Below are 24,615 nucleotides of genomic sequence, written 5' to 3'. Positions count from 1 at the left end.
AAGATGGCCCAGATTCCCAGCAAGGAACAGATCATGGAATGGGTCGGCCAGCATCCCGACGCCAATTCCAAGCGCGACATCGCCAAGGCCTTCGGCATCAAGGGCGCGCTTCGGATCGAGCTGAAGCGCCTGCTGAAAGAGCTTGAGGGCGAGGGCCAGCTTGAACGTCGCCGCCGTCACTATCTGGACGCCGAGCGTCTGCCGCCCGTCACGGTGCTGGAACTGCTGCCGCCGGACGGGTCTGGCGATCTGTTCGCGCGCCCGCTGGAATGGCATGGCGACGGGCCGATGCCGCGCATCCACTATGTCCCCCGCGACAGCGATCCGGCGCTTGGCCGGGGCGACCGTTTCCTGGGCCGCCTGGTCGAGGTCCATGGCGAGGATCACCAGTATCAGGCCCGCCTGATCCGCCGCATCACCGCCGCGCCCCATCGCATCACCGGCATCTTCCGCAAGGAAACCGAGGGCGGCCGCATCGTCCCCATCGACAAGGGCCAGGACCGCGAATGGCACGTGCGCCCCGATGCCACGCTCGGCGCGCAGAACGGCGAACTGGTGCAGGCCGAACAGATCGGTCCCAAGGGCCGGATGGGCCTGCCGATGGCGCGGATCATCGACCGGCTGGGCGATCCCTCGGCCCCGCGCGCGGTCAGCCTGATCGCCATCCACCAGCACGGCATCCCCGACGATTTCCCCGATGCGGTGATCGCCGAGGCCGAGGGTGCGAAACCCGCGACCATGAAGGGCCGCGAGGATCTGCGCGACCTGCCGCTGGTGACCATCGACCCCTCGGACGCGCGCGACCACGACGACGCGGTGGCCGCGCAGATCGAGGAGGACGGCGGCGCGACCATCTGGGTCGCCATCGCCGATGTCGCCCATTACGTCACTCCCGGCTCGGCCCTGGACCGGGAAGCCTGGCTGCGCGGCAATTCGACCTATTTCCCCGACCGGGTGGTGCCGATGCTGCCCGAGGCGCTGTCGGCCGACCTGTGCTCGCTGCACGAGGGCGTGGACCGCCCGGTGATCGCCGTCAGGATGCGGCTGGACGCGCAGGGCAACAAGATCGGCCACAATTTCCATCGCGGCATGATGCGCAGCCGCGCCTCGCTGTCCTATGAACAGGCCCAGGCGGCGGCGGACGGCCATCCCGACGCGCAGACGGAACCGCTGATGGACAGCGTGATTCGCCCCCTGTGGCACGCCTATGGCCTGCTGAAAGAGGCCCGCGCCCGCCGCCAGCCGCTGGATCTGGACCTGCCCGAACGCCGCATCGAGCTGACCCCGGACGGCCGCGTCAAGTCGGTGAATTTCCGCGACCGCTTCGACGCCCACCGGCTGATCGAGGAATTCATGGTGCTGGCCAATGTCGCCGCCGCCGAGGAACTGACCCGCCGCCAGCGTCCCCTGCTGTTTCGCGTCCACGAGGAACCGACCCTCGCCAAGATCGACGCGCTGCGCGAGGTGGCGCAGGCTTCGGGCTTCACGCTGGCCAAGGGGCAGGTGCTGCATACCAGCCACCTCAACCGCCTGCTGGCCCAGTCCGAAGGCACCGATTTCGACGAGCTGATCAATATCAGCACCCTGCGGTCGATGACCCAGGCCTATTACCACCCCGAGAATTTCGGCCATTTCGGGCTGGCGCTGAAATCCTATGCGCATTTCACCTCGCCGATCCGGCGCTATTCGGATCTGGTGGTGCATCGCGCGCTGATCTCCGGCCATGGCTGGGGCAGGGACGGGTTGTCGTCCCAGGACATGGACCGGCTGTCCGAAACCGCGACCCATATCAGCGAAACCGAACGCCGCAGCATGGCCGCCGAACGCGACACCACCGACCGCTATCTGGCGGCCTTCCTGGCGGATCGGGTGGGGACCGAGATGACCGGCCGGATCAGCGGCGTCCAGAAATTCGGCGCTTTCGTGAAACTGGACGAGACCGGCGCCGACGGGCTGCTGCCGATCCGCGCCATCGGGCAGGAGTATTTCCATTTCGATCCCGATGCGCAGATGCTGGTCGGCAGCGATACCGGCCTGGAGATCGGCATCGGCCAGCGCGTCACCGTGCGCTTGGCCGAGGCGATCCCGATGACCGGCGGCCTCACGCTGGATCTCTTGGAACTGGACGGCCAGCCGCTGCCGCGCGGCCCGCAAAAGGGCAGGCGCGGCCGCAGCCCCCGGCCGCTATCCACGAAATCCCGCCTTGCCGAGATCAAGCGCGCGACCAGGCGGCGCCGCAAGACATAAACCTGGTGGCTTTTGCCTTGGCCCAAATATCCTCGGGGCTTCGAAGCGCCTGGAAAAAGATCCGGTGGACCTTTTTCAGCGAGGAAGGGGCCGGCAGCCCGAAGGGGGCGCGAAGCCCCGCCGTCAGCTTTCCCGGAACGCCCGGTTGAAGTAATCCGTCAGCGGCTTCACCAGATAGGCCATCGGGCTGCGCTCGCCGGTCTGGATATAGACCTCGACCGGCATGCCGGGAATCAGCGCCAGGTCGCCCAGCTTGGCCAACTGGTCGGCGGGGATCGTCACCTCGGCCCGGTAATAGGGCTGGTGCGTCGCCTCGTCGATCAGCGCATCGGCTGACACGCGGCCCAGCATGCCGTCGATTTCCGGCGTCGTGCGCGACGAAAAGGCCGAGAATCGCAGCACCACCGGCTGGCCCACCTGCACCTCGTCCACGTTGATCGTCGCCAGGCGCGCGCTGACCACCAGCGGGCGGTCCTGCGGGATGACATACAGCACCGGGTCGGCGGGCCGGATCACCGAGCGGGGGGTCGTCACCTGCAGGTCGTAGATCACGCCCGCCGCGGGCGCGCGGATGTCCAGACGGTTGATCTGTTCCGTCAGGCCCCGGCGGCGTTCGGCCAGTTCCAGTTCGCGATAGCCCAGGTCGCGCAACTCGGTTTCAGCCTCCTCGCGGCGTTCGGCGCCCAGGCGCAGCCGCTGGATGTCCAGTTCGGTCTGGCGCGTCTCGGCCGAGGCCCGGCTGGCCTTCAACTCGCCCAACCGGCCGTCCAGGCTGGCTGCCTCGCGCTCCAGCGCCAGCACGCGGGACGCTTGGGCCAGGCCGCGATCCAGCAGGGATTGCTGGTCCTCCAGCTCCTCGCCGATCAGTTCGCGCTGCCGGTCCAGCGCCACGATCTGCGCGTCGATGCCGTCGACCTGCTGGCGGACCTGTTCGGACTGTTTCTCCAATTGTTCAACCGACTGGCGCAGGGTGTCGCGGCGGGTTTCGAACAGGCTGCGCTGTCCCTCGATCAGGGTTTGCAGATCGGCATTGCCTTCCGCCGCCTCCAGCAATTCGTCGGGGATCTGCATGGTTTCGGCGTCGCCGCGTTCGGCCTCGAGCCGGCCGCGCCGGGCCAGGATCTCGAAATACTGGCCTTCGACGATGGCATGTTCGGTGCGCAGCAGGCTGCCGTCCAGGCGGATCAGCGGCTGGCCCGCCTCGACCGTCTGGCCGTCCTTGACCAGGATCTCCTCGACCACGCCGCCGTCGGGATGCTGGACGACCTGGCGCTGCTGCTCGACCTCGACCTGGCCAGAGGCCACGACGGCGCCCGCGATGCGGCTTTGCATCGCCCAGGCGGTAAAGCCGCCCAGCAGCACCACGATCGAGATCAGCCCGGTCAGCAGGGCGCCGCGCACCGACCAGCGGGACGGGTCGGGCGGTGCGATGGGCCGAGGCGGCGGTGGGGGCGAGGGCGGTTCGACCGGGGGCAGCGGCTGCGCCGGGGCGGCCTGCCGGGGCGCGGGGCCGGGAATCGGCGCATCGACCGGCGGGGCGATGCGGCTGGACAGGATCCCGGACTGGATCCCCGACGGGCGGGGGGCGGGGTTCCGATCACCGCCGGGATTCTTGGTCTCGTCGCTCATGCCACGCCCCCTGCGCGTCCGGTTTCCTGCGATTTCAGGATCTGCGCCGAATTCTGCACCATTTCCTGCAACACCTTGTCGCGCGGCCCGAAGGCCCGGCGGATGCCCTGTTCCATGACCAGCAGCAGGTCGCATTCGTTGATCGCGGCGGGCCGGTGCGCCATGATGATGACGCAGCCGTTCTGCGCCTTGATCCGGCGGATCGCGGCGTTCAGCGCCATCGACCCCTCGTTGTCGAGGTTCGAGTTCGGCTCGTCCAGGACCAGCATCACCGGGTCGGGATACAGCGCGCGGGCCAGCCCGACGCGCTGGATCTGCCCGCCCGACAGGCGGCCGGTGGCCTGGCTGATGCGCGTGTCATAGCCCTGCGGCAGATCCAGGATCATCTGATGCGCCGCCGCCGCCTGGGCCGCGCGCACCACGCGGGCCGGATCCATGTCGGGCGACAGGCGGGCGATGTTTTCCGCGATGGTGCCGTCGAACAGCGTCACCTGCTGCGGCAGATAGCCGATCATGTTGCCCAGCACGTCGGGATCGTACTGGTCCAGCGTCGCACCGCCCAGCCGGATCGAACCCGCGCCGACCGGCCAGGCACCGATCAGCGCGCGGGCGAGCGTCGATTTGCCCGCCCCCGACGGCCCGATCACGCCAAGCGCCTGGCCCGGCGCCACCGCGAAGGACACGCCGCGCACGATCGCGACATTCTGGCCCGGAGGCGCCACCGAAAGCTGCCGCACCTCCAGCACCGCCTCGGGGCGGGGCAGGGGGGTATGGGCCGTCTGCGCGGGCTGGCGCGACAGCAGCCGGGCCAGCCGTTCCCAGGCGTCCTGGGCCGCCTGCACCATCGGCCAGCCGCCGACCAGCTGCTCGACCGGCGCAAGCGCCCGGCCCATCATGATCGAACTGGCGATCATCGCGCCCGGCGTGATCGCCTGTTGCAGAACCAGCCAGGCGCCGGCGGCCAGCATCGCGCTTTGCAGAAACAGCCGGAAGCTTTTCGAAAAGACCGTGAAGCCCGACGAGAGGTCGGCGCCCTTCACGGCCTGTTCCTGCGCCTCGGCTCGGGCCTTGCGCCAGCGGGCATAGGTGGCGCTGCGCATTCCCAGGGCGCCGATCACCTCGCCCTCGTCCCGATACAGGTCCGCCATGCGCTGCGCCTGCGCAGAGGCGATGTTGGATTGCTGCAAGGGTGTCTTGGTCAGCGTCCGGTTGGCCAGGGTGCAGACCACCAGGATCGCCCCGCCGATGGTCGCCACGGCCCCCAGCAGCGGATGGAAGACATAGACCGCCGCCAGGAACAGCGGCGCCCAGGGCAGGTCGAAAACCGCCAGCAGCACCGGCGAGGCGATCAGCCGCTGAACCGAATCGAGATCGCGCATCCCGCTGGCCGCCGCCGCCGATTCGTCGCCCGAGATCGCGCCTTCGCGCAGCGCGGCGGTGAACACCCGCCCCTCCATCCGGTCCTGAAAGCGGGCGGCGATCCGCTGCATCACGCGGGCGCGGATGAAGTCCACGAACCCCATCAGCATGAACAGGAATACCACCAGCACGAACAGCGCGGTCAGCGTTTCGACCGACCGCGATGCCAGCACCCGGTCATAGACCTGCAACATGAACAGCGGTCCGGTCAGCATCAGCAGGTTCACGACCGCTGAAAACAGCGCGACGGCTGCGAACAGGGGCAGACCCGCGGTGCGTGCCTGGCGCAATTCCTTGGCGCCGTCCTGGAAAGCGGGCGATTTGCTCATTCCTTCATCCTTCATCTTCGGCCGTCGGTGCCGGCCTTGCCGCAAGCCCCGTGCGCCAGTATTCCAGGATCGCTGATCGCGGTCTTGACTCTGTGTTATCCCGAAAAGGTTAGGAGATCCTTTGCATCGTCCCTTGTCCCTTGTCGTTCCGCTGGCCCTGTGCGTGATTCTGGCGGGCTGCGCGTCAGAACCTGTGATGCAGGACGGCATTCGCGTCAACGACCCGTTTGAATCCGGCAACCGCCGCATACATGCCTTCAACAAGGCGTTCGATCAACAGGTGGTCGCGCCGGTGGCCAGGCGGGTCTCGGCGGACGGCGAGGGGGCGGACGAACCGGGGGCCATGGATCTGGTGATCAACGCGGGGGCGAACCTGTCGCTGCCGGGCAAGGTCGTCAACAGCCTGCTGCAAGGGCGTCCCGAGCCCGCGATTCGGAATTTTTTCCGCTTTGCCGTCAACACGACGCTGGGAATGGGCGGTCTGCTGGATCCTGCCGGGAAGGATTTCGGGCTGCCCGAAGCCGACACCGATTTCGGCGAGACCCTGGCGGTCTGGGGCGTGCCCGAGGGCGCCTATCTGGAGTTGCCGGTCCTTGGCCCCTCGACCCAGCGGGACGCGGCGGGCAAGGTCGTGGATCTGCTGATCGACCCGGTCTATCATCTGCTGCACCGGGACGCGGCATGGGCGGCATTTGGCCTACGCGCGGCGTCAAAAGCCGGTGATCGGGCGCGATTCGGGGATACGGTGGATAGCGTTCTGCAAGGCAGTGCGGATAGCTATGCGCAATTGCGGCTGATCTATCTGATGCACCGCCGCCACGAATTGAACGAGGGAGGGACCGAGATTGACCCCTATGCCGACGCTGCCGCAGATGATGTCATCGACCCTTACGACCCGTGACCGGCGCAGCGTCCTGGCGTTGTTCGCAGGCGCGTCGGCGGCATCGCTGATGCCCCTGCGCGGCTGGGCGCTTGACGCGGACCAGGCCCGGTCGCTGATCGACACCGCCCTGGGCGAGGTCTACCAGGTCATCAATTCCGGCCGCCCGCCCGCGCAGATGTATCGCGAATTCGAGGCGATCTTCGCGCGCTATGCCGATGTGGCGGTGATCGCGCGCTCTGCCCTGGGCCCCGCCGCGCGGCAGGCCGACCCCCGTGCCCTGGCCGCCTATACCCAGGCGTTCCAGGGCTATATCGGCCGCAAATACGGCAAGCGGTTCCGCGAGTTCATCGGCTCGAAGATCGAGGTGACCGGCGCGCGGCCGCTGAAAAGCTTCTTCGCCGTGACCTCGGTCGCCTATCTGAACGGCCGCGCGCCCATGGAGGTCGAATGGCATGTGTCGAACAAGTCGGGCCGCGACAAGTTCTTCAACATCATCATCGAGGGCGTGAACATGCTGGCCAGCGAACGCGCCGAGATGGCGGCGATGCTGACCGCAAGGCGCGGCGATCTGGCGGCGCTGACGGCGGATTTGCAGCAGGCGGGCTAGGGTCGGCTGACAGAAGCCGCCCGCAGGGACAAAGCGGCCGGTCATGCCGGCATGGACAATTGCTCCAGAACTGCCGCATGGAGGCCGGACGAGCCACAGGCAACGATCGCCCCGCGTGACGACAGGGACAGAGGCTGGCCCGTCCAGTCGGATATCGTGCCGCCCGCTTCCTGCACCACCGGGCACAGGGCACAGATATCATAGGCGTCCAGGTCATTGCCGTTCAGGCAAACGTCTATCAGTCCCCGAGACAGCGCGCCGTAGGCCGCAGCGCCGCCATCGAACACCCTTATACGCCCGCTTCTGCGCAGGGTCTGGTATCCTGCGGCGCAGTCCCCCCTGAAACTGTCCGGGTTCGCGAGGCTGATGACCGCCTTCGACAGGTCATGCTGGCCGCCGCTGCGGACAAGACGATTGCCGAAGCTGGTGCCCCGCCCCTCTGCCGCGAGGTAACGTGCGCCCGGCATCGGCAGGTCAATGATCCCCAGAACCGGATGGCCATCCCGGCAGACGCTGATCAGGGATGCGTAGTTCAGCAATCCCGCCCCGAACTGGCGCGTGCCGTCGATGGGATCGAGCACCCAGGTGAAGGCGCTGCGCCCCGCCTCAGCGCCGTATTCCTCGCCCAGAATGCCATGAGAGGGAAACCGTTGCCGTATCCGTTCGCGCCACAGCGCCTCGATGGAGAGATCGGCTTCGGTGAGGGATGAGCCGTCCGGCTTGTAGCTGACGGCCAGGTCGCTGCGCCATGTGCGTGCCGCGATGTCAGCCGCCATCTCGGCGAGATCCAGCGCCGTCGCCACGAGGTTATCCAGTTCGGTCATCCTGCACCCTTTGAAAGGCGACACCGTATAGCGCCCCGAGGGTAACGGCTGAATGACGGCAAGGCGTCCAGGCGCCCTGCGTCCAGCCGAGGGGCGACCGTCAATTCCCGCCCAGGATCCCGTTCAGTGCCCGGCTCAGCGCGTCATCCGAACTCGCTGTGCTGCTGTCGCCCGGCGTCTGCGGCGCCGTCACCGGGGTCGGAACGCCGGGGGCCGGATTGGCGCTGTTCACCGCCCCCGCCAAGGCCGCCGCCAGCGGGTCATCCGCCGACCCCGAGGTCACGACGCGCGGCGCGCCATCGTTCGACAGCAGGATGCCGCTGCCGTCCGGCGACACCGTGGAGAGCGGCAGTTCCGGCAACCCCTCGTGGATGTCGGTCATGACCGCCTGCCAGATCTCGGCGGGCAACCCGCCGCCGGTGACGCCCTTCAGCGGGGTGTTGTCGTCATAGCCCATCCAGACGCCCACCACATATTGTTCGGAAAAGCCCACGAACCAGGCGTCGCGATAGCTGCTGGTGGTGCCGGTCTTGCCCGCCACCGGGCGCGAGCCCATCTTGGCGCGCCCGCCCGTGCCGCTGTCGATCACCTGCTGCATCATGTAGATCAACTGCCCCGCCGCCCGCTGGCTGATGACCCGCGCGCCCATGCCGCCCGACTGACCCATCAGCGGCTGGTCGTCGCCCGCGATGCGCAACTCGACCAGCCCATAGGGCGCGACCGAGGTGCCGCCGTTGCGGATGCCCGCATAGGCGCCGGTCAGTTCCATCAGCGTGGCCTCGGACGCGCCCAGGCCCAGCGAGGGACTGGTGGTCAGGTTGCTGACGATGCCGAAGTCATGGGCGATGCGGCGGACCTCGGACCGGCCGACGGTTTCCTGCAACCGGATCGTGGCGGTGTTCAGCGACTGTTTCAGCGCGGTGGTCAGCGTGACGTTGCCGTAATAGCGGCGGGTATAGTTCTGGGGCGACCAGGGCTTGCCGCCGGGGATGCGGATGGTCAGCGGCCCGTCCTCGACCCGGTCGCCGGGGCCATAGCCCGCCTCCAGCGCGGCGGCATAGACGAAGGGCTTGAAGGACGATCCGGTCTGGCGCTTGGCTTGGACGGCGCGGTTGAAGGCGCCGTTCACGATGCTGTCGCGCCCGCCGATGATGGCGCGCACCGCGCCATCGGCGGACATCACCACCACGGCGGCCTCGGCCTTGGAATTGTCGCTGACCTTTTCGTCGAAGATCCGCTTCAGGGCGCGTTCCGCCGCCGTCTGGATGCGCGGGTCGAAGGTGGTGCGGATCGTCACGTCCTCGGTCGTCTCGCTGGTCAGGAAGCCGGGGCCGGATTCCATTACCCAGTCGGCGAAATATCCGCCCGCCCGCGCCTCGGCGGCCTGCGACAGCCGGGCGGGATTGGCGCGGGACTGGGCGACCTCTTCGGGGGTCAGATAGCCTTCCTCGCCCATCAGGCCCAGGACCACGCTGGCCCGTTCGCGGCTGCGTTGCAGGTTCGCGGTCGGCGCGAAATAGCTGGGCGCTTGCAGCAGGCCCGCCAGCATCGCCGATTCGGCCGCGCTCACCTCGGACGCGTGCTTGTTGAAATAGCGCTGGCTTGCGGCCTCGAACCCGCGCGAACCGCCGCCCATATAGGACCGGTTCATGTAGATGCTGAGGATTTCGTCCTTGGAATACTTCGCCTCAAGCGCGAAGGCGAAGGGCACTTCCTTGATCTTGCGCCAGATGCCGCCGCCACGGCAGTCCTGTTCGAAGGCCGCCTCGTTCTTCCAGCGGATCGGATCGAAGGTCTCGCCCAGGCACAGCAGCTTGGCGACCTGCTGGGTGATGGTCGATCCGCCGTTGCCTTCCAGCGGGCCGCGCCCCTCGGCCAGGTTGATCTTGACGGCGCTGGCGATGCCGCGCGGGCTGACGCCGAAATGGCGGTAGAAGCGGCGGTCCTCGGTCGAGATCACGGCCTCTTTCAGGACCGGGGCGATCTTGTCGCTGGTGACGGCGCCATAGGTCTCGCCCCGCCAGGCGAAGACCTTGCCATCGGCGTCCAGCATGGTGACGGAGCCGCGCGCGCGGGCGTCGAACAGGGCCTCGGGCTGGGGCAGGCCGGCATAGAAATAGGCGGTGGCGCCGCCGACGATCAGGGCCATCACCATCGCCAGCCGCCACATCGACCCCCAGACGATGCGCCAGATCAGGCCGACTGTCCCGGCGACGGTGCGCACCACGACATTGCCGCGCCGGACCGGGGCCTTGTGGCGGCGCACGGGGGATTTCGGCTCGGCCGGGGCCGTGCGTTTGTCGGCAACAGGGCTGCGGCCCGTGCGCTTCGGGGTGCCGGTCGGTCGTTTCATGAGTCAGGGTGCCTGCGTGTCTGCCCACGGCCGTTTGCCGGCCAAATTGCGCGCCACCCTACACGAAGAATCGCCGCAGGGGAATTGCCCTGACCAATCCGTGATTTGCGCATGGAAAAGGCCCGGCGGGGACGCCGGGCCATCGGGACGGCACCGAGGCCGTCAGTTATAGGCGTTCTCGCCGTGGGTGGTGATGTCCAGGCCCTGGCGTTCGTCATTGACAGTGACGCGCAGCCCGATCAGCGCCTTGACGATGTGGATGGCCACGAAGGACACCACGCCCGACCAGACGATCGCGATCACCACGCCCAGGGTCTGGGCATAGACCTGCCCGCCCATCGAGAAGTCGGCCACGGCATTCGCGCCGTAATCGAAGACGCCCGTGCCGCCCAGCGAGGGCGCGGCGAAGACGCCCGTCAGGATCGCGCCGACGATGCCGCCGATGCCGTGGATGCCGAACACGTCCAGGCTGTCGTCGATGCCCATGCGCGGCTTCACGCTGATGACGAACCACATGCACAGCAGGCCCGCCACCAGGCCGATGGCGATGGCGCCCATCGGGCCGACGAAGCCCGCCGCGGGCGTGATGCCCACCAGCCCGGCGATGGCGCCGGAAATCCCGCCCAGCAGGCTGGGATGGCCGCGGAACGCCCATTCGCCGAAGGACCAGGCCAGCACGCCCGCCGCCGTCGCCACCGCCGTGTTGATCATCGCCAGCGCGGTCAGGCCGTTGGCCTCGAGGTTGGACCCGGCGTTGAAGCCGAACCAGCCGATCCACAGCAGGCAGCCGCCCACCAGGGTGAAGGTCAGGTTGTGGGGCGCCAGCAGTTCCTTGCGATAGCCGATGCGGGGACCGGCGACCATCGCGGCGACAAGGCCCGCCACGCCCGCGTTGATGTGGATGACGGTGCCGCCCGCGAAATCCAGGGCGCCATGGCCGAACAGCAGGCCCGAGGGCGCGTCATAGGCAGACGGACCGCCCCACCACCAGACCATGTGGGCCATCGGCAGATAGGAAAAGAAGAACCAGATCACGATGAACAGAAGGACCGCGCTGAATTTCAGACGTTCCGCCGTAGCCCCCACGATCAGCGCGGATGCGATGCAGGCGAAGGCCATCTGGAAGACGACAAAGGACAGTTCCGGGATCACCACGCCCGCGCTGAAACCTTCGATGTTGGACGCAGTGGTGACGCCCGACAGGAACATCTTGGACAACCCGCCGATATAGGGGGTAAAGAAGGTCACGTCCTCGGCCGTGCCTGCGCCGGTGAAGGCCAGCGAATATCCGAAGGCCACCCACAGGATCACCATCAGGCTGAACACGGTCAGCACCTGCATCAGGACCGACAGCATGTTCTTGGCCCGCACGAGGCCGCCATAGAACAGCGCCAGCCCCGGCAGCGTCATCATCATCACCAGGATGGCCGAGATCAGCATCCAGGTCGTATCGCCCTTGTCCGGGACCGGCACGGCGGCCTGAACCGCGACCACGGCATCCTGCGCGAATGTGGGCGCGGCGATCAGCATCGCGGCACCGGCAATAAACGGAGCAGCCCTTGTCATCATCATATCCCCTTCCATGCGGCACCGGACGCGCCGCCGACGCCCTTTCATGGGGCGGGGCGCGGGGGCTTGCACAGGCGCCGGGCAGGAAGGGGACGGCACCAGACGGCGATTGCCCGTTTCACGGGCGGATTATGCCGCCCGAGCCTGTCTGGTGGGCAGAGTCGGGACGGGCGATGCCCGCCGGACGTGCATCGCGGCGGATCGGCCGGGTCAGGCGACGCGGCTGACGACGAAATCCGCCAGATCGGACAGCATGTCGCGGATCGGATGCGGCGGCATCTGGGCCAGCGACGCCTTGGCGGTGGCCGACCACAGCATCGCGTCGGCGCGCGCGGCCTCCATCGCGCCGTGGCGCGACAGCAGCGACAGCGCCTGTTCCAGGTCGCCGTCCTGCTGGTCGCCCTTTTCGATGGTCCGCGACCAGAAGGCGCGCTCCTCGGGGGTGGCGCGGGCCACGGCCTTAATGACCGGCAGGGTCAGCTTGCGTTCGCGGAAATCGTCGCCGACATTCTTGCCGATGGTCTCGGTCGCGCCGCCGTAATCCAGCAGGTCGTCGACGATCTGGAAGGCGATCCCCAAAGCGTCGCCGTAATCGAACAGCGCCCGCACCTGATCGGCGGGCGCGCCCGCGATGACGCCGCCCACCTCGGTCGCGGCCGAGAACAGCGCGGCGGTCTTGCCGCGCACGACCTGAAGATAGACGGCCTCGTCGGTGCGCAGATCCTGTGCGGCGGTGAGTTGCAGCACCTCGCCCTCGGCAATCGTGGCGGCGGCGTTGGCCAGGATCTCCAGCGTGCGCAGGTTGCCGGGCTCGACCATCAGCTGGAAGCTGCGCGCGAACAGGTAATCGCCCACCAGCACGCTGGACTTGTTGTCCCACAGCAGGTTCGCCGTCGGACGCCCGCGCCGCTGGCTGCTTTCGTCCACCACGTCGTCATGCAGCAGCGTCGCGGTGTGGATGAATTCGACCGTCGCGGCCAGGTGGACGTGATAGGGACCGGCATAGTCCAGCATCTTCGCCGCCGCCAGCGTCAGCATCGGCCGCAGCCGCTTGCCGCCGGCCTCGATCAGATGGGCCGTCACCTCGGGGATGCGGGGGGCGTGTTCGCTGGACATCCGCTGACGGATCAAGGCGTTGACCGCCTCCATCTCGGGGCCGAGCGCCTCTGCCAGCCGGTCCAGCGGTTTCTGGACGTTTTCCTGCACACCCATGGCCTTATCCCCGTTGACGCGCCCGTCCCTTGCCATGCCATCGACAATTGCGCAACCGCCCCCTAACGTTTCGCCCATGAAAGAACTGTTCCGCAGCAACGATCCCGTCCGCATGTCCCGCGCCCTGGGCCTGCTGGAGGATGAGGGCATCCCCGCCTTTCCCCTGGACCAGCACATGAGCGTGCTGGAAGGATCGCTCGGCATCCTGCCGCAGCGGCTGATGGTCGCGGATCGCGACGAATTCATGGCTCGCGCGATCCTGCGCGACGCCGGCCTGGATGAGTGAGCTTTCTGAGGACGGCTTCCTGGACGGCCGGCTGCGCGTCTTGCAGCCCCGGCGCGGTTTCCGGTCGGGCGCGGATGCGGTGATGCTGGCAGCGGCCTGTCCGGCCATGCCGGGCCAGGCGGTGCTGGAACTGGGCTGCGGGGCGGGGGTCGCCAGCCTGTGCCTGGGCTGGCGCGTGGCGGATCTGCGGCTGGCGGGGCTGGAGCGGCAGCCCGACTATGCCGACCTGGCGCGGCGGAATGCCGCGGGCAACGGCATCGCGATGCAGGTGCTGACAGGGGATGTGGCGCGGCCGCCCGCCGAATTGCGGATGATGGCCTTCGACCATGTGATCGCCAACCCGCCCTATTTCCTGGACGGCACCCCGGCGCCAGACGGCGGCCGGGCGCTGGCGAGGCGAGAGCAGACGCCGCTGGCGGCCTGGATCGACACGGGCCTGCGCCGCTTGCGGCCGGGCGGCGTCCTGACGCTGATCCAGCGGGCCGACCGGCTGGACGCGATGCTGGCGGCGCTGTCGGGCCGGGCGGGATCGGTGGCGATCCTGCCCGTCGCCGGGCGCGCGGGACGTGATGCGGGCCGGGTGATCCTGCGTGCGCAGAAGGGCGGGCGGGGTCCGCTGCGGCTGCTGGCCCCCTTCGTGATGCACCGCGAACCCGCCCATCCGGGCGACCGGGAGGACCTGACCCCGGCGGCATCGGCGGTTCTCCGCGAGGGGCTGCCCCTCACGACGCTGTTTGCAAAAGTCTCGTGACAGAATCGAAAGCCTGTGCTGCAATCTCTCTGTTCGACTCAACCTATACAGGAGGACGAGATGTCGGTTGCTTCCCACGTCGAGGAACTGCGCAAGAAGCACCAGGTTCTGTCTGAAGCCGTTGAAAAGGAACAAAGAAGCCCTGGTGTCAGCGATCTGCAAATCAAGGCGATGAAGCGCGAGAAACTTCGTCTCAAGGAAGAAATTTCCCGACTGTCCCACTGATCCGTTGAACGATGACGGAATCGGAACGGCCCGCGCGATCCGCGCGGGCCGTGTCCGTTTGTCGCAGGCCGGTCAGACGAAATACTGCCCGCCATTCGCGCTGATGGTGGACCCGGTGATGAAGCCCGCCTCGTCCGAGGCCAGGAACACCACGGTCCGCGCGATCTCCTCGGGTTCGCCCAGGCGGCCGACGGGGATCTGCGGGATGATGCGTTCGTTCAGCACCTTTTCGTCGATGGCCTTGACCATCTCGGTCGCGATATAGCCGGGGCAGATCGCGTTCACGGTGATGCCCGCCCGCGCGCCTTCCTGGGCCAGCGCCTTGGTGAAGCCCAGGTCGCCCGCCTTGGCGGCGGAATAGTTCGCCTGACCCGCCTGGCCCTTCTGCCCGTTGATCGAGCTGATGTTGATGATCCGCCCGAACTTGCGGTCGCGCATTCCCGCCCAGACCGGATGGGTCATGTTGAAGACGCCGGTCAGGTTGGTGTCGATGACCTCTTTCCACTGCTGGGGGGTCATCTTGTGGAACATCGCGTCCCGCGTGATGCCCGCGTTGTTGACCAGCACGGCGATGGGGCCAAGATCCGCCTCGATCTGCTTGATGCCGGCAGCGCAGGCGTCATAGTCCGCGACCGACCATTTATAGGTCTTGATCCCGGTTTCCTCGGTGAACGCCCTGGCGGCCTCGTCATTGCCCGCATAGGTGGCGGCGACGGTATAGCCGGCCTCTTGAAGCGCCTTGGAAATCGCCGCGCCGATCCCGCGCGAGCCGCCGGTGACAAGTGCAACCTTGGACATGGTCCCCTCCCTCAAATAATTCCTATTGAAATATTGCTACAAGGCAAGTGGATGGCGCGCAATATCATTGCGCACCATTTTTCTTACCGTTCCACGCAGAGCGCCACGCCCATGCCGCCGCCGATGCACAGCGTCGCCAGGCCCTTCTTGGCGTCGCGGCGCTTCATCTCGAACAGCAGGGTGTTCAGCACCCGCGCGCCGGATGCGCCGATCGGGTGGCCGATGGCGATGGCGCCGCCGTTCACGTTCACGATGTCCGGGTTCCAGCCCATGTCCTTGTTGACTGCGCAGGCCTGGGCGGCGAAAGCCTCGTTCGCCTCGACCAGATCGAGATCCTGGACGGACCAGCCGGCCTTTTCCAGCGCCTTGCGGCTGGCGGGAATCGGGCCGGTCCCCATGATCGCCGGGTCCAGCCCCGCCGTGGCCCAAGAGGCGATGCGGGCCAGCGGCGTCAGGCCGCGCCGGTTCGCCTCGTCCTCGGTCATGACCATCACCGCCGCCGCGCCGTCGTTCAGCCCCGAGGCGTTGCCCGCCGTGACCGAGCCTTCCTTGGAAAAGGCCGGACGCAGCTTCTGCATGGCGTCGATGGTCGCGCCGTGGCGGATGTATTCGTCCTTGTCCACCACCGTGTCGCCCTTGCGGGTCTTGACGGTGTAGGCCACGATCTCATCGTCGAAGCGGCCCGCCTTCTGCGCGGCTTCGGCCTTGTTCTGGGATGCAAGCGCGAATTCGTCCTGCTGGTCGCGGCTGATCTGCCATTTCTGCGCGACGTTTTCCGCCGTGGTGCCCATGTGATAGTTGTTGAAGGCGTCCCACAACCCGTCGCGGATCATCGTATCGACGAACTGCATGTCGCCCATCTTCTGTCCGCTCCGCAGATAGGCGGCGTGGGTGGACATCGACATGCTTTCCTGGCCACCCGCCAGAACCACCCTGGCATCGCCCGCCGTCACCTGCTGCGCGGCAAGCGCCACGGCCCGCAGGCCCGACCCGCAGACCTGGTTCAGAAGCCAGGCCGGGGATTCCTGGGGCAGGCCCGCCTTGATATGCGCCTGGCGGCCGGGGTTCTGGCCCTGGCCCGCGGTCAGCACCTGGCCCAGGATCGTTTCATCGACCTCGGCCGGGTCGAGGCCCGCGCGGGCCACGACTTCCTTCAGGACGGCGGCGCCCAGGTCATGCGCCGGAATATTGGCGAACGATCCCATGAAGCTGCCGACGGCGGTGCGGGCGGCAGAGACGATTACGGCTTTGGTCATGACGGGTTCCTTCCCTCGAAGCCAGACAGATGGCGAATCGAGGACAGGATGCGGGTTCGTGCCGTCACGTCAAGCAGATCGGCCAAAAGTCGTGCAGACCTTTACCGCAGGGCCGCCGAGGGCGGGGATTTCCACGGCGGCGCGATGGTCGGCGCCCCGAAGTAATAGCCTTGCAGGCAGTCGATGCCGTTTTCGATCAGGAAGCTGGCATCCTCCGCCGTTTCCACCATCTCGGCCACGGTGAACATGTCGAAATGCCGGGCGATGGACATCAGCGCCTGGGTCAGCACCTGGTTGTCGGGATGGTTCGAGATTTCGCGAATGAACTGGCCGTCGATCTTGATCATGTCGAAGCAGAAATCCCGCAGATAGCGGAACGAGGTATATCCCGCCCCGAAATCGTCAAGCGCCAGGCTGATCCCGTATTTCTGAACCTCGCGCATGAAGGACTTCACCTCGTCCGGCAGGCCCATGGCCGAGCTTTCGGTGATTTCCAGGATCAGCCGTTCGGCGGCCTGCGGGTCGTCGGCGACGCCGCGGCGCAGGATGGTCATCCAGCCGGGATAGCCGATGGAGCGCGCCGACATGTTGATGGACAGCCGCAGCGCGCTTTCCTCGGACAGGGCCTTCAGGCCCAGGGACAGCGACAGGCAGTCGATCCGGCGGCCCAGTTCGGTGGTTTCCGCCACCGGCATGAAATCGCGCGGCGGCACCATCCGGCCCGATTCGTCGATGATGCGGATCAGCCCTTCGTAAAAGGCCGGACGGCTGGTCCGTTGCGCCTGCACGACGGGCTGGAAGGCCAGCACGCCATTGCCCCTTTCGACCGCCAGCCTGACGCCCGGCAGGGTCAGCCGGCTTTGCCGGTCCACGGCATGATCCAGCGGCGAGCCTTTCGCAGGCGGGTTCGCATCGGTCACATCAACCCTCGTTACGCAATCATTCCGTGTTCCCTTATGGCGATGATCGCCTAATTTGCCGTAAACGGGCAGGAGTTTCTGGATAAAAGGTTAACGATCCATGACCGACCGCTGCGCCTGGTGCGGGACCGACCCGCTGTATGTCGCCTATCACGACACCGAATGGGGCGTGCCCGAACGCGATCCGCGCGCCCTGTGGGAAAAGCTGGTGCTGGACGGGTTCCAGGCGGGCCTGTCCTGGATCACCATCCTGCGCAAGCGCGAGGCGTTCCGCGAGGAATTCGACGGCTTCGACCCCGAACGCGTGGCCCGCTGGGACGCGGCGCGAATCGACCGCGCGCTGCAAAACCCCGGCATCGTCCGCCATCGCGGCAAGATCGAATCGGCCGTGAAGGGCGCGCGGCTGTTCCAGGAGATCGAGGGCGATCAGGGATTCGCGCCCTGGCTATGGTCCTTTGTCGGCGGCCAGCCGATCCAGAACCGCTTCGCCAGCATGGCCGAGGTTCCCGCCGCCACCTCCGAATCGACCGCCATGTCCAAGGCGCTGAGGAAGCGCGGCTTCACGTTCTGCGGGCCGGTCATCACCTATGCCTTCATGCAGGCGACCGGAATGGTCAACGACCACATGACCGGCTGTCCGCGCCACGCGGAACTCAGCCCTCGGTCAACTGCCGGATAAGGGTCTTGGCGCCGTCGGAGTCCCAATGGTCGTCGCCCATCAGGCGGGCGATCTCGTTTCCGTCGCGGTCGATCAGGACGGTGACGGGCAGGCCGACCACGCCCATTTCGCGCGCCAACTGCTGGCGCGGGTCCAGCAGCACGGGCAGGTCGGTCACGCCGGTCTCGGCGAAGAAGTCGTGGATCTTCGGCACCGCGTTGCGGCCCGTGGCGATGGTCACGACCTGGAAATCCTCGCCCCCAAGCTCGGCCTGGAGGGCGTCGAGCGCGGGCATCTCCTTGCGGCAGGGCGCGCACCAGGTCGCCCAGAAGTTCACCAGAACGACCTTGCCCTTGTAATCGGCCAGCCGGTGCGTGCCGCCGTCCGGGTCGGTGAATTCGACCGCGCTGACCGGGGCCGCGTCCTGGGTCCGGACCAGCTTCGGCAGCGCCTGCCGGGCCGCGTCCCAGTCCACCGGGCCCGCGAAGGCGGCGTTTGCACCGAAAAGCAGTGCCGTATAAAGCAGGGCGGAACGCAGCATGAAGACCTCCGAGGGACGCGCCAATGACCGACCGGCCGCAACAGGACAGCGCCAACAGCATGTGGGGCGGGCGCTTCGCCGCCGGGCCGGATGCGATCATGGAGGCGATCAACGCCTCGATCAGGTTCGACCGGCGGCTCTACGCCCAGGACATCCGGGGCAGCCGGGCCCATGCCGCGATGCTGGCGGCACAAGGCATCATCAGCACTAGCGATGCCGAGGCGATCAGGGAAGGGCTTCTCACCGTCTTGTCAGAGATCGAGGCGGGCGATTTCCCCTTCCGCACCGAGTTGGAAGACATCCACATGAATGTCGAGGCGCGCCTGAAAGAGATCATCGGCGAACCTGCGGGCCGCCTGCATACGGGGCGGTCGCGGAACGACCAGGTGGCGACGGATTTCCGGCTGTGGGTGCGCGACCAGTGCGACGCGGCCATCGACGCGCTGCGGGCGCTGATCCGCGCCGCCTTGTCGCAGGCCGAGGCCGGGGCGGATTGGGTGATGCCGGGCTTCACCCATCTGCAAACCGCCCAGCCGGTGACCTGGGGCCATCACATGATGGCCTATGTCGAGATGTTCGGCCGCGACCTGTCTCGGTTCCGGGACGCGCGGCGGCGGATGAACGAATCGCCCCTGGGGGCGGCCGCCCTGGCGGGGACGAGCTATCCCATCGACCGCCATGCGACCGCGCAGGCGCTTGGCTTCGAGGCGCCGATGGCCAACAGCCTGGACGCCGTATCGGATCGGGATTTCGCGTTGGAGTTCCTGTCGGCATCCTCGATCTGCGCCGTCCACCTGTCGCGGCTGGCCGAGGAGCTGGTGATCTGGTCCTCGGCCCAGTTCCGCTTCGTGTCGATGTCGGACAAGTGGTCCACCGGTTCGTCGATCATGCCGCAGAAGCGCAACCCCGACGCCGCCGAACTGATCCGCGCCAAGATCGGCCGGATCTTGGGCGCGACGGTGGCGCTGTTCACGGTGATGAAGGGCCTGCCTCTGGCCTATTCCAAGGACATGCAGGAAGACAAGGAACAGGTCTTCGACGCCGCCGACAGCCTGATGCTGGCCCTGGCCGCGATGACCGGGATGCTGTCGGACCTGACCGCCAACCGCGACCGGCTGGAGGCGGCGGCGTCCGCCGGCTTCTCGACCGCGACCGATCTGGCCGACTGGCTGGTGCGCGAACTGGGCCTGCCCTTCCGCGACGCGCACCATGTCACCGGGTCGCTGGTGGCTCTGGCGGAACAGCGAGGCTGCGACCTGCCGGACCTGACGCTTTCCGACATGCAGGGGGTCCATGCGGGGATCACCGATAAAGTCTTTGGCGTTTTGGGCGTTCACAACTCGGTCGCGTCGCGGCAAAGCTATGGCGGCACGGCGCCGGATCAGGTGCGTGCGCAGATCGCCCGCTGGAAGGAGATACTGGCATGAAATGGTTCGCAATCCTGGCGGTGATCGCGGTGGCCGCCTGCGGCGTCGACGGCGCCCCCGAACGCCCCGCGCCGAAGACCGCGCCGAAATCCAACGTCTCGATTTCCGGCCACGCCACCATGGGCGTGATCACGGAGCTGTAGGTGGATCACTTCAACTATCACGCCGGAGAGCTGCACGCCGAGGATGTGCCCCTGTCGCGCATCGCCGCAGACGTGGGCACCCCGGTCTATGTCTATTCGGCGGCGACGCTGACGCGGCATTTCGGGCTGTTCCGCCAGGCGCTGGACTGGACCGATCACCTGGTCTGCTTCGCGGTCAAGGCCAACAGCAATCTGGCGGTCCTCAAGCTGCTGGGCGATCTGGGCGCGGGGATGGACGTGGTATCGGGCGGCGAATACGCGCGCGCCCGCGCGGCGGGCGTGCCGGGCGACCGGATCGTCTTTTCCGGCGTCGGCAAGACCCTGGCCGAGATGCGCGAGGCCATCGAAGGCGGCATCCGCCAGTTCAATATCGAGAGCGAGCCGGAAATGCGCGCCCTTTCGGCGCTTGCCGCCGGCATGGGCGCGGTGGTGCCGGTGGCGGTCCGGGTGAACCCGGACGTGGACGCCAAGACGCATGAAAAGATCGCCACGGGAAAATCCGAGAACAAGTTCGGCATTCCCATCGCCCGCGCGCGTCAGGTCTATGCCGAGGCGGCCAGCCTGCCCGGTTTGCAGGTGGTCGGCGTCGATGTGCATATCGGCAGCCAGCTGACCGATCTGGACCCCTATCGCGCGGCCTATGCCAAGGTGGCCGACCTGACCCGCGCGCTTCGCGCCGACGGCCATGCGATCACCCGGCTGGATCTGGGCGGGGGCTTGGGCATTCCCTATCGCCGCGACAACAACGCGCCGCCCCTGCCGCTGGAATACGGGGCCGTGATCCGCGAGACGGTGGGCGACCTGGGCTGTCAGATCGAGATCGAGCCGGGCCGCAACATCGTCGGCAACGCGGGCATCCTGCTGTCGCGGGTGATCTATGTGAAACAGGGCGAGGGCCGCGACTTCCTGATCGTGGACGCGGCCATGAACGATCTGGCGCGGCCTGCCATGTATGGCGCGCATCACGACATCGTGCCGGTGATCGAACCGGCGGTCGGCGCGGCGGTGCGGCCCTTCGACGTGGTGGGGCCGGTCTGCGAATCGGGCGACACCTTCCAGAAGGGCGCGGAACTGCCCCGGATGGCGGCGGGCGATCTGGTCGCCTTCCGATCCGCAGGGGCCTATGGCGCTGTGATGGCCTCGGAATACAATTCCCGCCCGCTGGTGCCCGAGGTTCTGGTGCGGGGCGATCACTTCGCCGTCATCCGGGCGCGACCGACGTTTGAGGAGATGCTGGCGCGCGATAGCATCCCGGAATGGCTTTGACGCGGCGCCCCCCGGAACCGTTGCGGCCGGGGGCGCTGCCCCCGGACCCCCGGGATATTTTCATGAAGAAGAAAGGGCATGTCGCCCGCGCCCTGCATCTGACCCGCTGGGGGATGGTGTGGGAACAGGTGGCGCGCGCCTTCTGGCCATTGGCGACCGTGCTGGCGCTGATCTTTGCGGCCTTCGCGCTGGGGGCCGTGGCGGCGGTGCCGGGGCCGGTGCTGCCTTGGCTGGCGGGGGCCGTGGTGCTGGTGCTGCTGTGGACCGCGATCCGGGGCGGGATGCGCTTTCGCCGGGTGCGCCTGGCCGATGCGGTGGACCGGCTGGACCGGACCCTGCCGGGGCGGCCGCTGGCGGCGCTGTCCGACCGCGCGGCCATCGGCGGCGAGGGCGCCCTCTGGCAGGCGCATCTGGCGCAGATGCAGGCCCGCGCGGCGCGGGCGCGGGCGGTGCGGCCCGATGCCGGGCTGGCGCGGCGCGACCCCTTTGCGCTGCGGCTGGCGGGGCTGGTGGCCCTGGTCATGGCGATGGTCTTCGGCGGCGCGGCGCAGATGGGGCAGGGGATCCAGGCCCTGGCCGCGACCGTGTCCCGCCCGGTGGCGGCCGATGCCGTCCCGACCGGGCCAAGCTGGGAGGGCTGGGCCGAACCGCCCGCCTATACCCGCCGCCCGACGATCTATCTGAATTCGCTGGCCCAGGGGCAGGTGCTGGAACTGCCCAAGGGCAGCGCCGTGACCTTCCGGCTGTATGGCGACGGCGCGGCGGTGACCCAGGATATCGGCCCCCCGTTGGGCGAGGATCCGCAGGCGCCGGGCTTTCGGGCCGAGGCATCGGGCGTGATCGAGGTCGCGGGGCGACGCTTCGAGGTGACGGTGCTGCCCGACAACGCGCCGGTGATCCGCGCCGGGGCCGCGCCGCTGCGCCGCGCCGACGGCCGGATGGTGCAGGATTTCGAGGCCAGCGACGATCACGGCGTCGCCTCGGGCCAGGCGGTGATCGCGCTGGACCTGCCCGCCGTGGACCGCCGCTTCGGCCTGGCCGCCGACCCCGAGCCGCGCCCGGCGGTCGAACTGGTCCTGCCGCTGCCGCGCGGCGACCGCCATCGGGTCAAGGGCAAGCTGACCGAGGATCTGTCGCGCCACCCTTGGGCGAACCTGCCGGTCAGCGTCAGCCTGCGCGCTGTCGACGGGATCGATCAGGTGGGGCGGTCCGATCCGATGCACACCGTCCTGCCGGGGCGGCGCTTCTTCAATCCGCTGGCCGCCGCGCTGATCGAGATGCGGCGCGACCTGCTGTGGTCGCGCGGCAATGCCGGGCGCAGCGCCGAGATCCTGCGCGCGGTCACCTGGCGGCCCGAGGGATTCGTCGAACAGCCCCTGTATCTGCAACTGCGCGGCGCCGTGAACCTGCTGGAAGGCCCGGCCCTGACCGACAAGCTGCGCGACGACCTGGCCGAGGCCTTGTGGCAGGCCGCGATCCAGCTTGAGGATGGCGGGCTGTCGGACGCCCTGGAGCGGATGCGCCAGGCCCAGCAGAAGCTGTCCGAGGCGATCCGCAACGGCGCCAGCCCCGACGAAATCCAGCGGCTGATGGATGAGCTGAAAGAGGCGACGGATGCCTATACCGACATGCTGGCCCAGCAGAACCAGCAGGATCCCTCCGAACGCTTCACCAGGGACCAGCCGCGCCAGCAGATCACCGGCGACCAGATCCAGCAGATGATGGACGAAATCCAGCGCCTGATGAACGAAGGCCGCATGGCCGAGGCGCAGGAGTTGCTGGAACAGTTCAACCGCATGATGGAAAACCTCCAGGTCCGTCAGGGTCAGGGCGGCGAGGGCCAGCAGGGCAGCAGCGGCAACCAGCCGATGAACCGGCTGGCCGATACGCTGCGCGAGCAGCAGCGGCTGTCGGACGAGGCCTTCCGCGACATGCAGGAACAGTTCGGCCAGGGCCAGATGGGCCAGCCGTCCCCCGACGCCCAGGGCCTGGCCGACCGGCAGCGGCAGCTGCGCGAAGAACTGGGCCAGCAGCAGGGGCTGTTGCCCGGCCAGGGCTCGCCCGGCGGCGATCAGGCGCGGCGGCAACTGGATCAGGCGGGCCGCGCGATGGAGGAGGCCGAGCGCGCCCTGCGCGAGGGCGACAGCGGCGGCGCGCTGCAACGGCAGGCCGATGCGATCCAGTCGATGCGCGAGGGGATGCGCGCGCTTGGCGACATGCTGGCCCAGCAGCAGGGGCAGCAGGGCCAACAGGGCCAGCAGGGGCAGGGGCAGGACGGCCAGCGACCCGGCGGCGGCGATCGCGCCGGGGAAGGGCAAAGCTTTGGCCAGCGTCCGGCCTTGGATCCGCTGGGCCGTCAGCGCGACGGTAACGGCAATGTCATCGCCGGCGGCGATCCGCTGGCCGAAGGCGTCGATCCGGCCCGCCGCGCCCGCGACCTGCTGGACGAAATCCGCCGCCGGACCGGCCAGCCGGACCGTCCGCAGGACGAACGCGATTATCTGGGACGGCTGCTGGACCGATTCTGATCAGCGGACCAGCGTGGCCGCGCGATCCTGCAACCACAGCCGCGCCCCGTCCAGGCTGGCGCGCAACTGCATCAGCCCGTCGCCAAGGCCGCCCTGATCGGCCAGCCGGGGCGCCAGCAGATACAGCGCCACGACCGCCCCGGCCAGCATCGCCGCCAGCCCGAAGCCCATGACATAGCCGCCCGGCTTGCGGTCCGGCGCGGCCCGCAGGACGGGTTCCGGGGCGTCGATGACCGGGGCAGCGGCGGGCCGGGGTTCGGCAGGCTGTTCAGGGACCGGCAGGAGGGGTTCCGGCAGGTCGGGACGCGCGGCCTCGGCGGGTTTGGGCTCGAAATGCCGGGTGATGGTCGTCGCGGGCCATTCGGGATCGACGGCCGCGCGGGGGAGGCTGGCGGCGGCATCGCCATCCTCGGCCGCACGGGCGCGGCGTTCGTGTTCGACCTCGTCGCGCAGGATCTCCAGCACGCTGACGGGCAGGCGGCGGCTGAGCGGCGGCAGGTCGGCGGGCGGCTGGGCGGGCGGTTCGGCGGCGGGCAGGGGCGGGACATCGCCCAGATCCAGCCGCGCCCTGGCGTGCCAGACCTTGCCGCAGGCGCTGCACTCGACCTCTCGCCCCTCGGCGGGGATGGCGGTGTCGGGCACCCGGTATTCGGCCGCGCAACCGGGACAGATCAACCGTATTTCCGCCATTCCGACCCCTCGCATTCGCCTTGTGGCTGTTCTATCAAGCGCGGGGCCGGGTTC

Annotated in this window: 22 protein-coding genes; 11 read left to right on the top strand and 11 right to left on the bottom strand. The window is 68.2% G+C overall.

From position 1 onward, the window contains the following. The first annotated feature begins 3 nt into the window (after positions 1-3). A complete protein-coding gene (gene rnr / locus PXD02_RS13740; protein WP_275104402.1) occupies positions 4-2,247 on the top strand; it encodes a ribonuclease R in 2,244 nt (747 codons plus the stop codon). A gap of 123 nt (positions 2,248-2,370) precedes the next feature. Here rnr and PXD02_RS13735 read toward each other — a convergent pair whose 3' ends face one another. Then, entirely contained in the window at positions 2,371-3,876 is a 1,506-nt protein-coding gene (locus PXD02_RS13735; protein WP_275104401.1) for an HlyD family type I secretion periplasmic adaptor subunit, read from the bottom strand. Further along, positions 3,873-5,624, bottom strand: a complete 1,752-nt coding sequence (locus PXD02_RS13730) for a type I secretion system permease/ATPase (protein WP_275104400.1) — start codon at positions 5,622-5,624, stop codon at positions 3,873-3,875. Before PXD02_RS13730 ends, PXD02_RS13735 begins: the two co-directional genes overlap by 4 nt. Positions 5,625-5,820: 196 nt before the next feature. Here PXD02_RS13730 and PXD02_RS13725 point away from each other — a divergent pair, with 196 nt between their 5' ends. Next, positions 5,821-6,525, top strand: a complete 705-nt coding sequence (locus PXD02_RS13725; protein ID WP_275104399.1) for an MlaA family lipoprotein — start codon at positions 5,821-5,823, stop codon at positions 6,523-6,525. Further along, positions 6,497-7,114 (top strand): MlaC/ttg2D family ABC transporter substrate-binding protein, encoded by a 618-nt coding sequence (locus PXD02_RS13720; protein ID WP_473092027.1) that lies wholly within the window; start codon positions 6,497-6,499, stop codon positions 7,112-7,114. The genes PXD02_RS13725 and PXD02_RS13720 overlap by 29 nt, the downstream gene beginning before the upstream one ends. Before the next feature lie 41 nt (positions 7,115-7,155). On the opposite strand, the gene PXD02_RS13715 is transcribed toward PXD02_RS13720, so the two are convergent. From PXD02_RS13715 to PXD02_RS13700, 4 genes are all read right to left on the bottom strand, one after another. Next, positions 7,156-7,938 carry an inositol monophosphatase family protein gene (locus tag PXD02_RS13715; RefSeq protein WP_275104398.1) on the bottom strand — a complete coding sequence of 261 codons (783 nt, stop codon included), beginning with the start codon at positions 7,936-7,938 and terminating at the stop codon, positions 7,156-7,158. 100 nt (positions 7,939-8,038) lie between these two features. Then, a complete protein-coding gene (locus PXD02_RS13710; RefSeq protein WP_275104397.1) occupies positions 8,039-10,291 on the bottom strand; it encodes a transglycosylase domain-containing protein in 2,253 nt (750 codons plus the stop codon). Between the two features lie 162 nt (positions 10,292-10,453). Next, positions 10,454-11,857, bottom strand: coding sequence for an ammonium transporter (locus PXD02_RS13705; protein WP_275106433.1), 1,404 nt, complete (start codon positions 11,855-11,857; stop codon positions 10,454-10,456). A gap of 213 nt (positions 11,858-12,070) precedes the next feature. Then, the gene (locus PXD02_RS13700; protein ID WP_275104396.1) at positions 12,071-13,072 is read right to left on the bottom strand and encodes a polyprenyl synthetase family protein; all 1,002 of its coding nucleotides are present in this window, start codon (positions 13,070-13,072) and stop codon (positions 12,071-12,073) included. Positions 13,073-13,148: 76 nt separating this feature from the next. Here PXD02_RS13700 and PXD02_RS13695 point away from each other — a divergent pair, with 76 nt between their 5' ends. The 3 genes from PXD02_RS13695 to PXD02_RS13685 are packed head-to-tail and all read left to right on the top strand — an operon-like array spanning position 13,149 to position 14,334. Further along, positions 13,149-13,358, top strand: coding sequence for a putative signal transducing protein (locus PXD02_RS13695; RefSeq protein ID WP_275104395.1), 210 nt, complete (start codon positions 13,149-13,151; stop codon positions 13,356-13,358). Next, entirely contained in the window at positions 13,351-14,109 is a 759-nt protein-coding gene (locus PXD02_RS13690) for a tRNA1(Val) (adenine(37)-N6)-methyltransferase (protein WP_275104394.1), read from the top strand. Before PXD02_RS13695 ends, PXD02_RS13690 begins: the two co-directional genes overlap by 8 nt. 60 nt (positions 14,110-14,169) lie before the next feature. Next, entirely contained in the window at positions 14,170-14,334 is a 165-nt protein-coding gene (locus PXD02_RS13685; RefSeq protein ID WP_275104393.1) for a YdcH family protein, read from the top strand. 72 nt (positions 14,335-14,406) lie between these two features. On the opposite strand, the gene phbB is transcribed toward PXD02_RS13685, so the two are convergent. From phbB to PXD02_RS13670, 3 genes are all read right to left on the bottom strand, one after another. After that, complete coding sequence (gene phbB / locus PXD02_RS13680; RefSeq protein WP_275104392.1) at positions 14,407-15,132, bottom strand: beta-ketoacyl-ACP reductase; 726 nt, start codon at positions 15,130-15,132, stop codon at positions 14,407-14,409. Between the two features lie 83 nt (positions 15,133-15,215). Beyond that, complete coding sequence (locus PXD02_RS13675) at positions 15,216-16,388, bottom strand: acetyl-CoA C-acetyltransferase (protein ID WP_275104391.1); 1,173 nt, start codon at positions 16,386-16,388, stop codon at positions 15,216-15,218. A gap of 101 nt (positions 16,389-16,489) precedes the next feature. After that, a complete protein-coding gene (locus PXD02_RS13670; protein ID WP_275104390.1) occupies positions 16,490-17,308 on the bottom strand; it encodes an EAL domain-containing protein in 819 nt (272 codons plus the stop codon). 100 nt (positions 17,309-17,408) lie between these two features. Here PXD02_RS13670 and PXD02_RS13665 point away from each other — a divergent pair, with 100 nt between their 5' ends. Beyond that, on the top strand, positions 17,409-17,987 hold the full coding sequence (locus tag PXD02_RS13665) for a DNA-3-methyladenine glycosylase I (RefSeq protein ID WP_275104389.1): 579 nt from the start codon (positions 17,409-17,411) through the stop codon (positions 17,985-17,987). On the opposite strand, the gene PXD02_RS13660 is transcribed toward PXD02_RS13665, so the two are convergent. Next, the gene (locus PXD02_RS13660; protein WP_275104388.1) at positions 17,962-18,507 is read right to left on the bottom strand and encodes a TlpA disulfide reductase family protein; all 546 of its coding nucleotides are present in this window, start codon (positions 18,505-18,507) and stop codon (positions 17,962-17,964) included. The two genes, PXD02_RS13665 and PXD02_RS13660, sit on opposite strands and share 26 nt — an antisense overlap. Before the next feature lie 23 nt (positions 18,508-18,530). Here PXD02_RS13660 and argH point away from each other — a divergent pair, with 23 nt between their 5' ends. The 4 genes from argH to PXD02_RS13640 all read left to right on the top strand — a co-directional run bounded on the left by argH (position 18,531) and on the right by PXD02_RS13640 (position 23,871). Next, positions 18,531-19,934, top strand: a complete 1,404-nt coding sequence (gene argH / locus PXD02_RS13655; protein WP_275104387.1) for an argininosuccinate lyase — start codon at positions 18,531-18,533, stop codon at positions 19,932-19,934. Further along, on the top strand, positions 19,931-20,077 hold the full coding sequence (locus tag PXD02_RS13650; RefSeq protein ID WP_275104386.1) for a hypothetical protein: 147 nt from the start codon (positions 19,931-19,933) through the stop codon (positions 20,075-20,077). The genes argH and PXD02_RS13650 overlap by 4 nt, the downstream gene beginning before the upstream one ends. Continuing rightward, a complete protein-coding gene (gene lysA, locus PXD02_RS13645) occupies positions 20,078-21,343 on the top strand; it encodes a diaminopimelate decarboxylase (protein WP_275104385.1) in 1,266 nt (421 codons plus the stop codon). Between the two features lie 62 nt (positions 21,344-21,405). After that, entirely contained in the window at positions 21,406-23,871 is a 2,466-nt protein-coding gene (locus PXD02_RS13640) for a DUF4175 domain-containing protein (RefSeq protein WP_275104384.1), read from the top strand. Here the strand turns inward: PXD02_RS13640 and PXD02_RS13635 are convergent, their stop codons facing one another. After that, positions 23,872-24,561 carry a zinc-ribbon domain-containing protein gene (locus PXD02_RS13635; RefSeq protein ID WP_275104383.1) on the bottom strand — a complete coding sequence of 230 codons (690 nt, stop codon included), beginning with the start codon at positions 24,559-24,561 and terminating at the stop codon, positions 23,872-23,874. Between the last annotated feature and the right edge of the window lie 54 nt (positions 24,562-24,615).

Source organism: Paracoccus sp. S3-43, from assembly GCF_029027965.1.
Classification (GTDB): Bacteria; Pseudomonadota; Alphaproteobacteria; order Rhodobacterales; family Rhodobacteraceae; genus Paracoccus.
The sequence above is the reverse complement of the archived record's forward strand: the minus strand, read 5'-3'. Positions and strand labels throughout refer to the sequence as shown.

What these genes read in the sequence shown, in the direction of transcription:
- rnr (WP_275104402.1), top strand. Translation starts at nt 4, where the DNA reads ATGGCCCAGATTCCCAGCAAGGAACAGATCATGGAATGGGTCGGCCAG.
- PXD02_RS13735 (WP_275104401.1), bottom strand. Translation starts at nt 3,876, where the DNA reads ATGAGCGACGAGACCAAGAATCCCGGCGGTGATCGGAACCCCGCCCCC.
- PXD02_RS13730 (WP_275104400.1), bottom strand. Translation starts at nt 5,624, where the DNA reads ATGAGCAAATCGCCCGCTTTCCAGGACGGCGCCAAGGAATTGCGCCAG.
- PXD02_RS13725 (WP_275104399.1), top strand. Translation starts at nt 5,821, where the DNA reads ATGCAGGACGGCATTCGCGTCAACGACCCGTTTGAATCCGGCAACCGC.
- PXD02_RS13720 (WP_473092027.1), top strand. Translation starts at nt 6,497, where the DNA reads ATGATGTCATCGACCCTTACGACCCGTGACCGGCGCAGCGTCCTGGCG.
- PXD02_RS13715 (WP_275104398.1), bottom strand. Translation starts at nt 7,938, where the DNA reads ATGACCGAACTGGATAACCTCGTGGCGACGGCGCTGGATCTCGCCGAG.
- PXD02_RS13710 (WP_275104397.1), bottom strand. Translation starts at nt 10,291, where the DNA reads ATGAAACGACCGACCGGCACCCCGAAGCGCACGGGCCGCAGCCCTGTT.
- PXD02_RS13705 (WP_275106433.1), bottom strand. Translation starts at nt 11,857, where the DNA reads ATGACAAGGGCTGCTCCGTTTATTGCCGGTGCCGCGATGCTGATCGCC.
- PXD02_RS13700 (WP_275104396.1), bottom strand. Translation starts at nt 13,072, where the DNA reads ATGGGTGTGCAGGAAAACGTCCAGAAACCGCTGGACCGGCTGGCAGAG.
- PXD02_RS13695 (WP_275104395.1), top strand. Translation starts at nt 13,149, where the DNA reads ATGAAAGAACTGTTCCGCAGCAACGATCCCGTCCGCATGTCCCGCGCC.
- PXD02_RS13690 (WP_275104394.1), top strand. Translation starts at nt 13,351, where the DNA reads ATGAGTGAGCTTTCTGAGGACGGCTTCCTGGACGGCCGGCTGCGCGTC.
- PXD02_RS13685 (WP_275104393.1), top strand. Translation starts at nt 14,170, where the DNA reads ATGTCGGTTGCTTCCCACGTCGAGGAACTGCGCAAGAAGCACCAGGTT.
- phbB (WP_275104392.1), bottom strand. Translation starts at nt 15,132, where the DNA reads ATGTCCAAGGTTGCACTTGTCACCGGCGGCTCGCGCGGGATCGGCGCG.
- PXD02_RS13675 (WP_275104391.1), bottom strand. Translation starts at nt 16,388, where the DNA reads ATGACCAAAGCCGTAATCGTCTCTGCCGCCCGCACCGCCGTCGGCAGC.
- PXD02_RS13665 (WP_275104389.1), top strand. Translation starts at nt 17,409, where the DNA reads ATGACCGACCGCTGCGCCTGGTGCGGGACCGACCCGCTGTATGTCGCC.
- PXD02_RS13660 (WP_275104388.1), bottom strand. Translation starts at nt 18,507, where the DNA reads ATGCTGCGTTCCGCCCTGCTTTATACGGCACTGCTTTTCGGTGCAAAC.
- argH (WP_275104387.1), top strand. Translation starts at nt 18,531, where the DNA reads ATGACCGACCGGCCGCAACAGGACAGCGCCAACAGCATGTGGGGCGGG.
- PXD02_RS13650 (WP_275104386.1), top strand. Translation starts at nt 19,931, where the DNA reads ATGAAATGGTTCGCAATCCTGGCGGTGATCGCGGTGGCCGCCTGCGGC.
- PXD02_RS13640 (WP_275104384.1), top strand. Translation starts at nt 21,406, where the DNA reads ATGAAGAAGAAAGGGCATGTCGCCCGCGCCCTGCATCTGACCCGCTGG.
- PXD02_RS13635 (WP_275104383.1), bottom strand. Translation starts at nt 24,561, where the DNA reads ATGGCGGAAATACGGTTGATCTGTCCCGGTTGCGCGGCCGAATACCGG.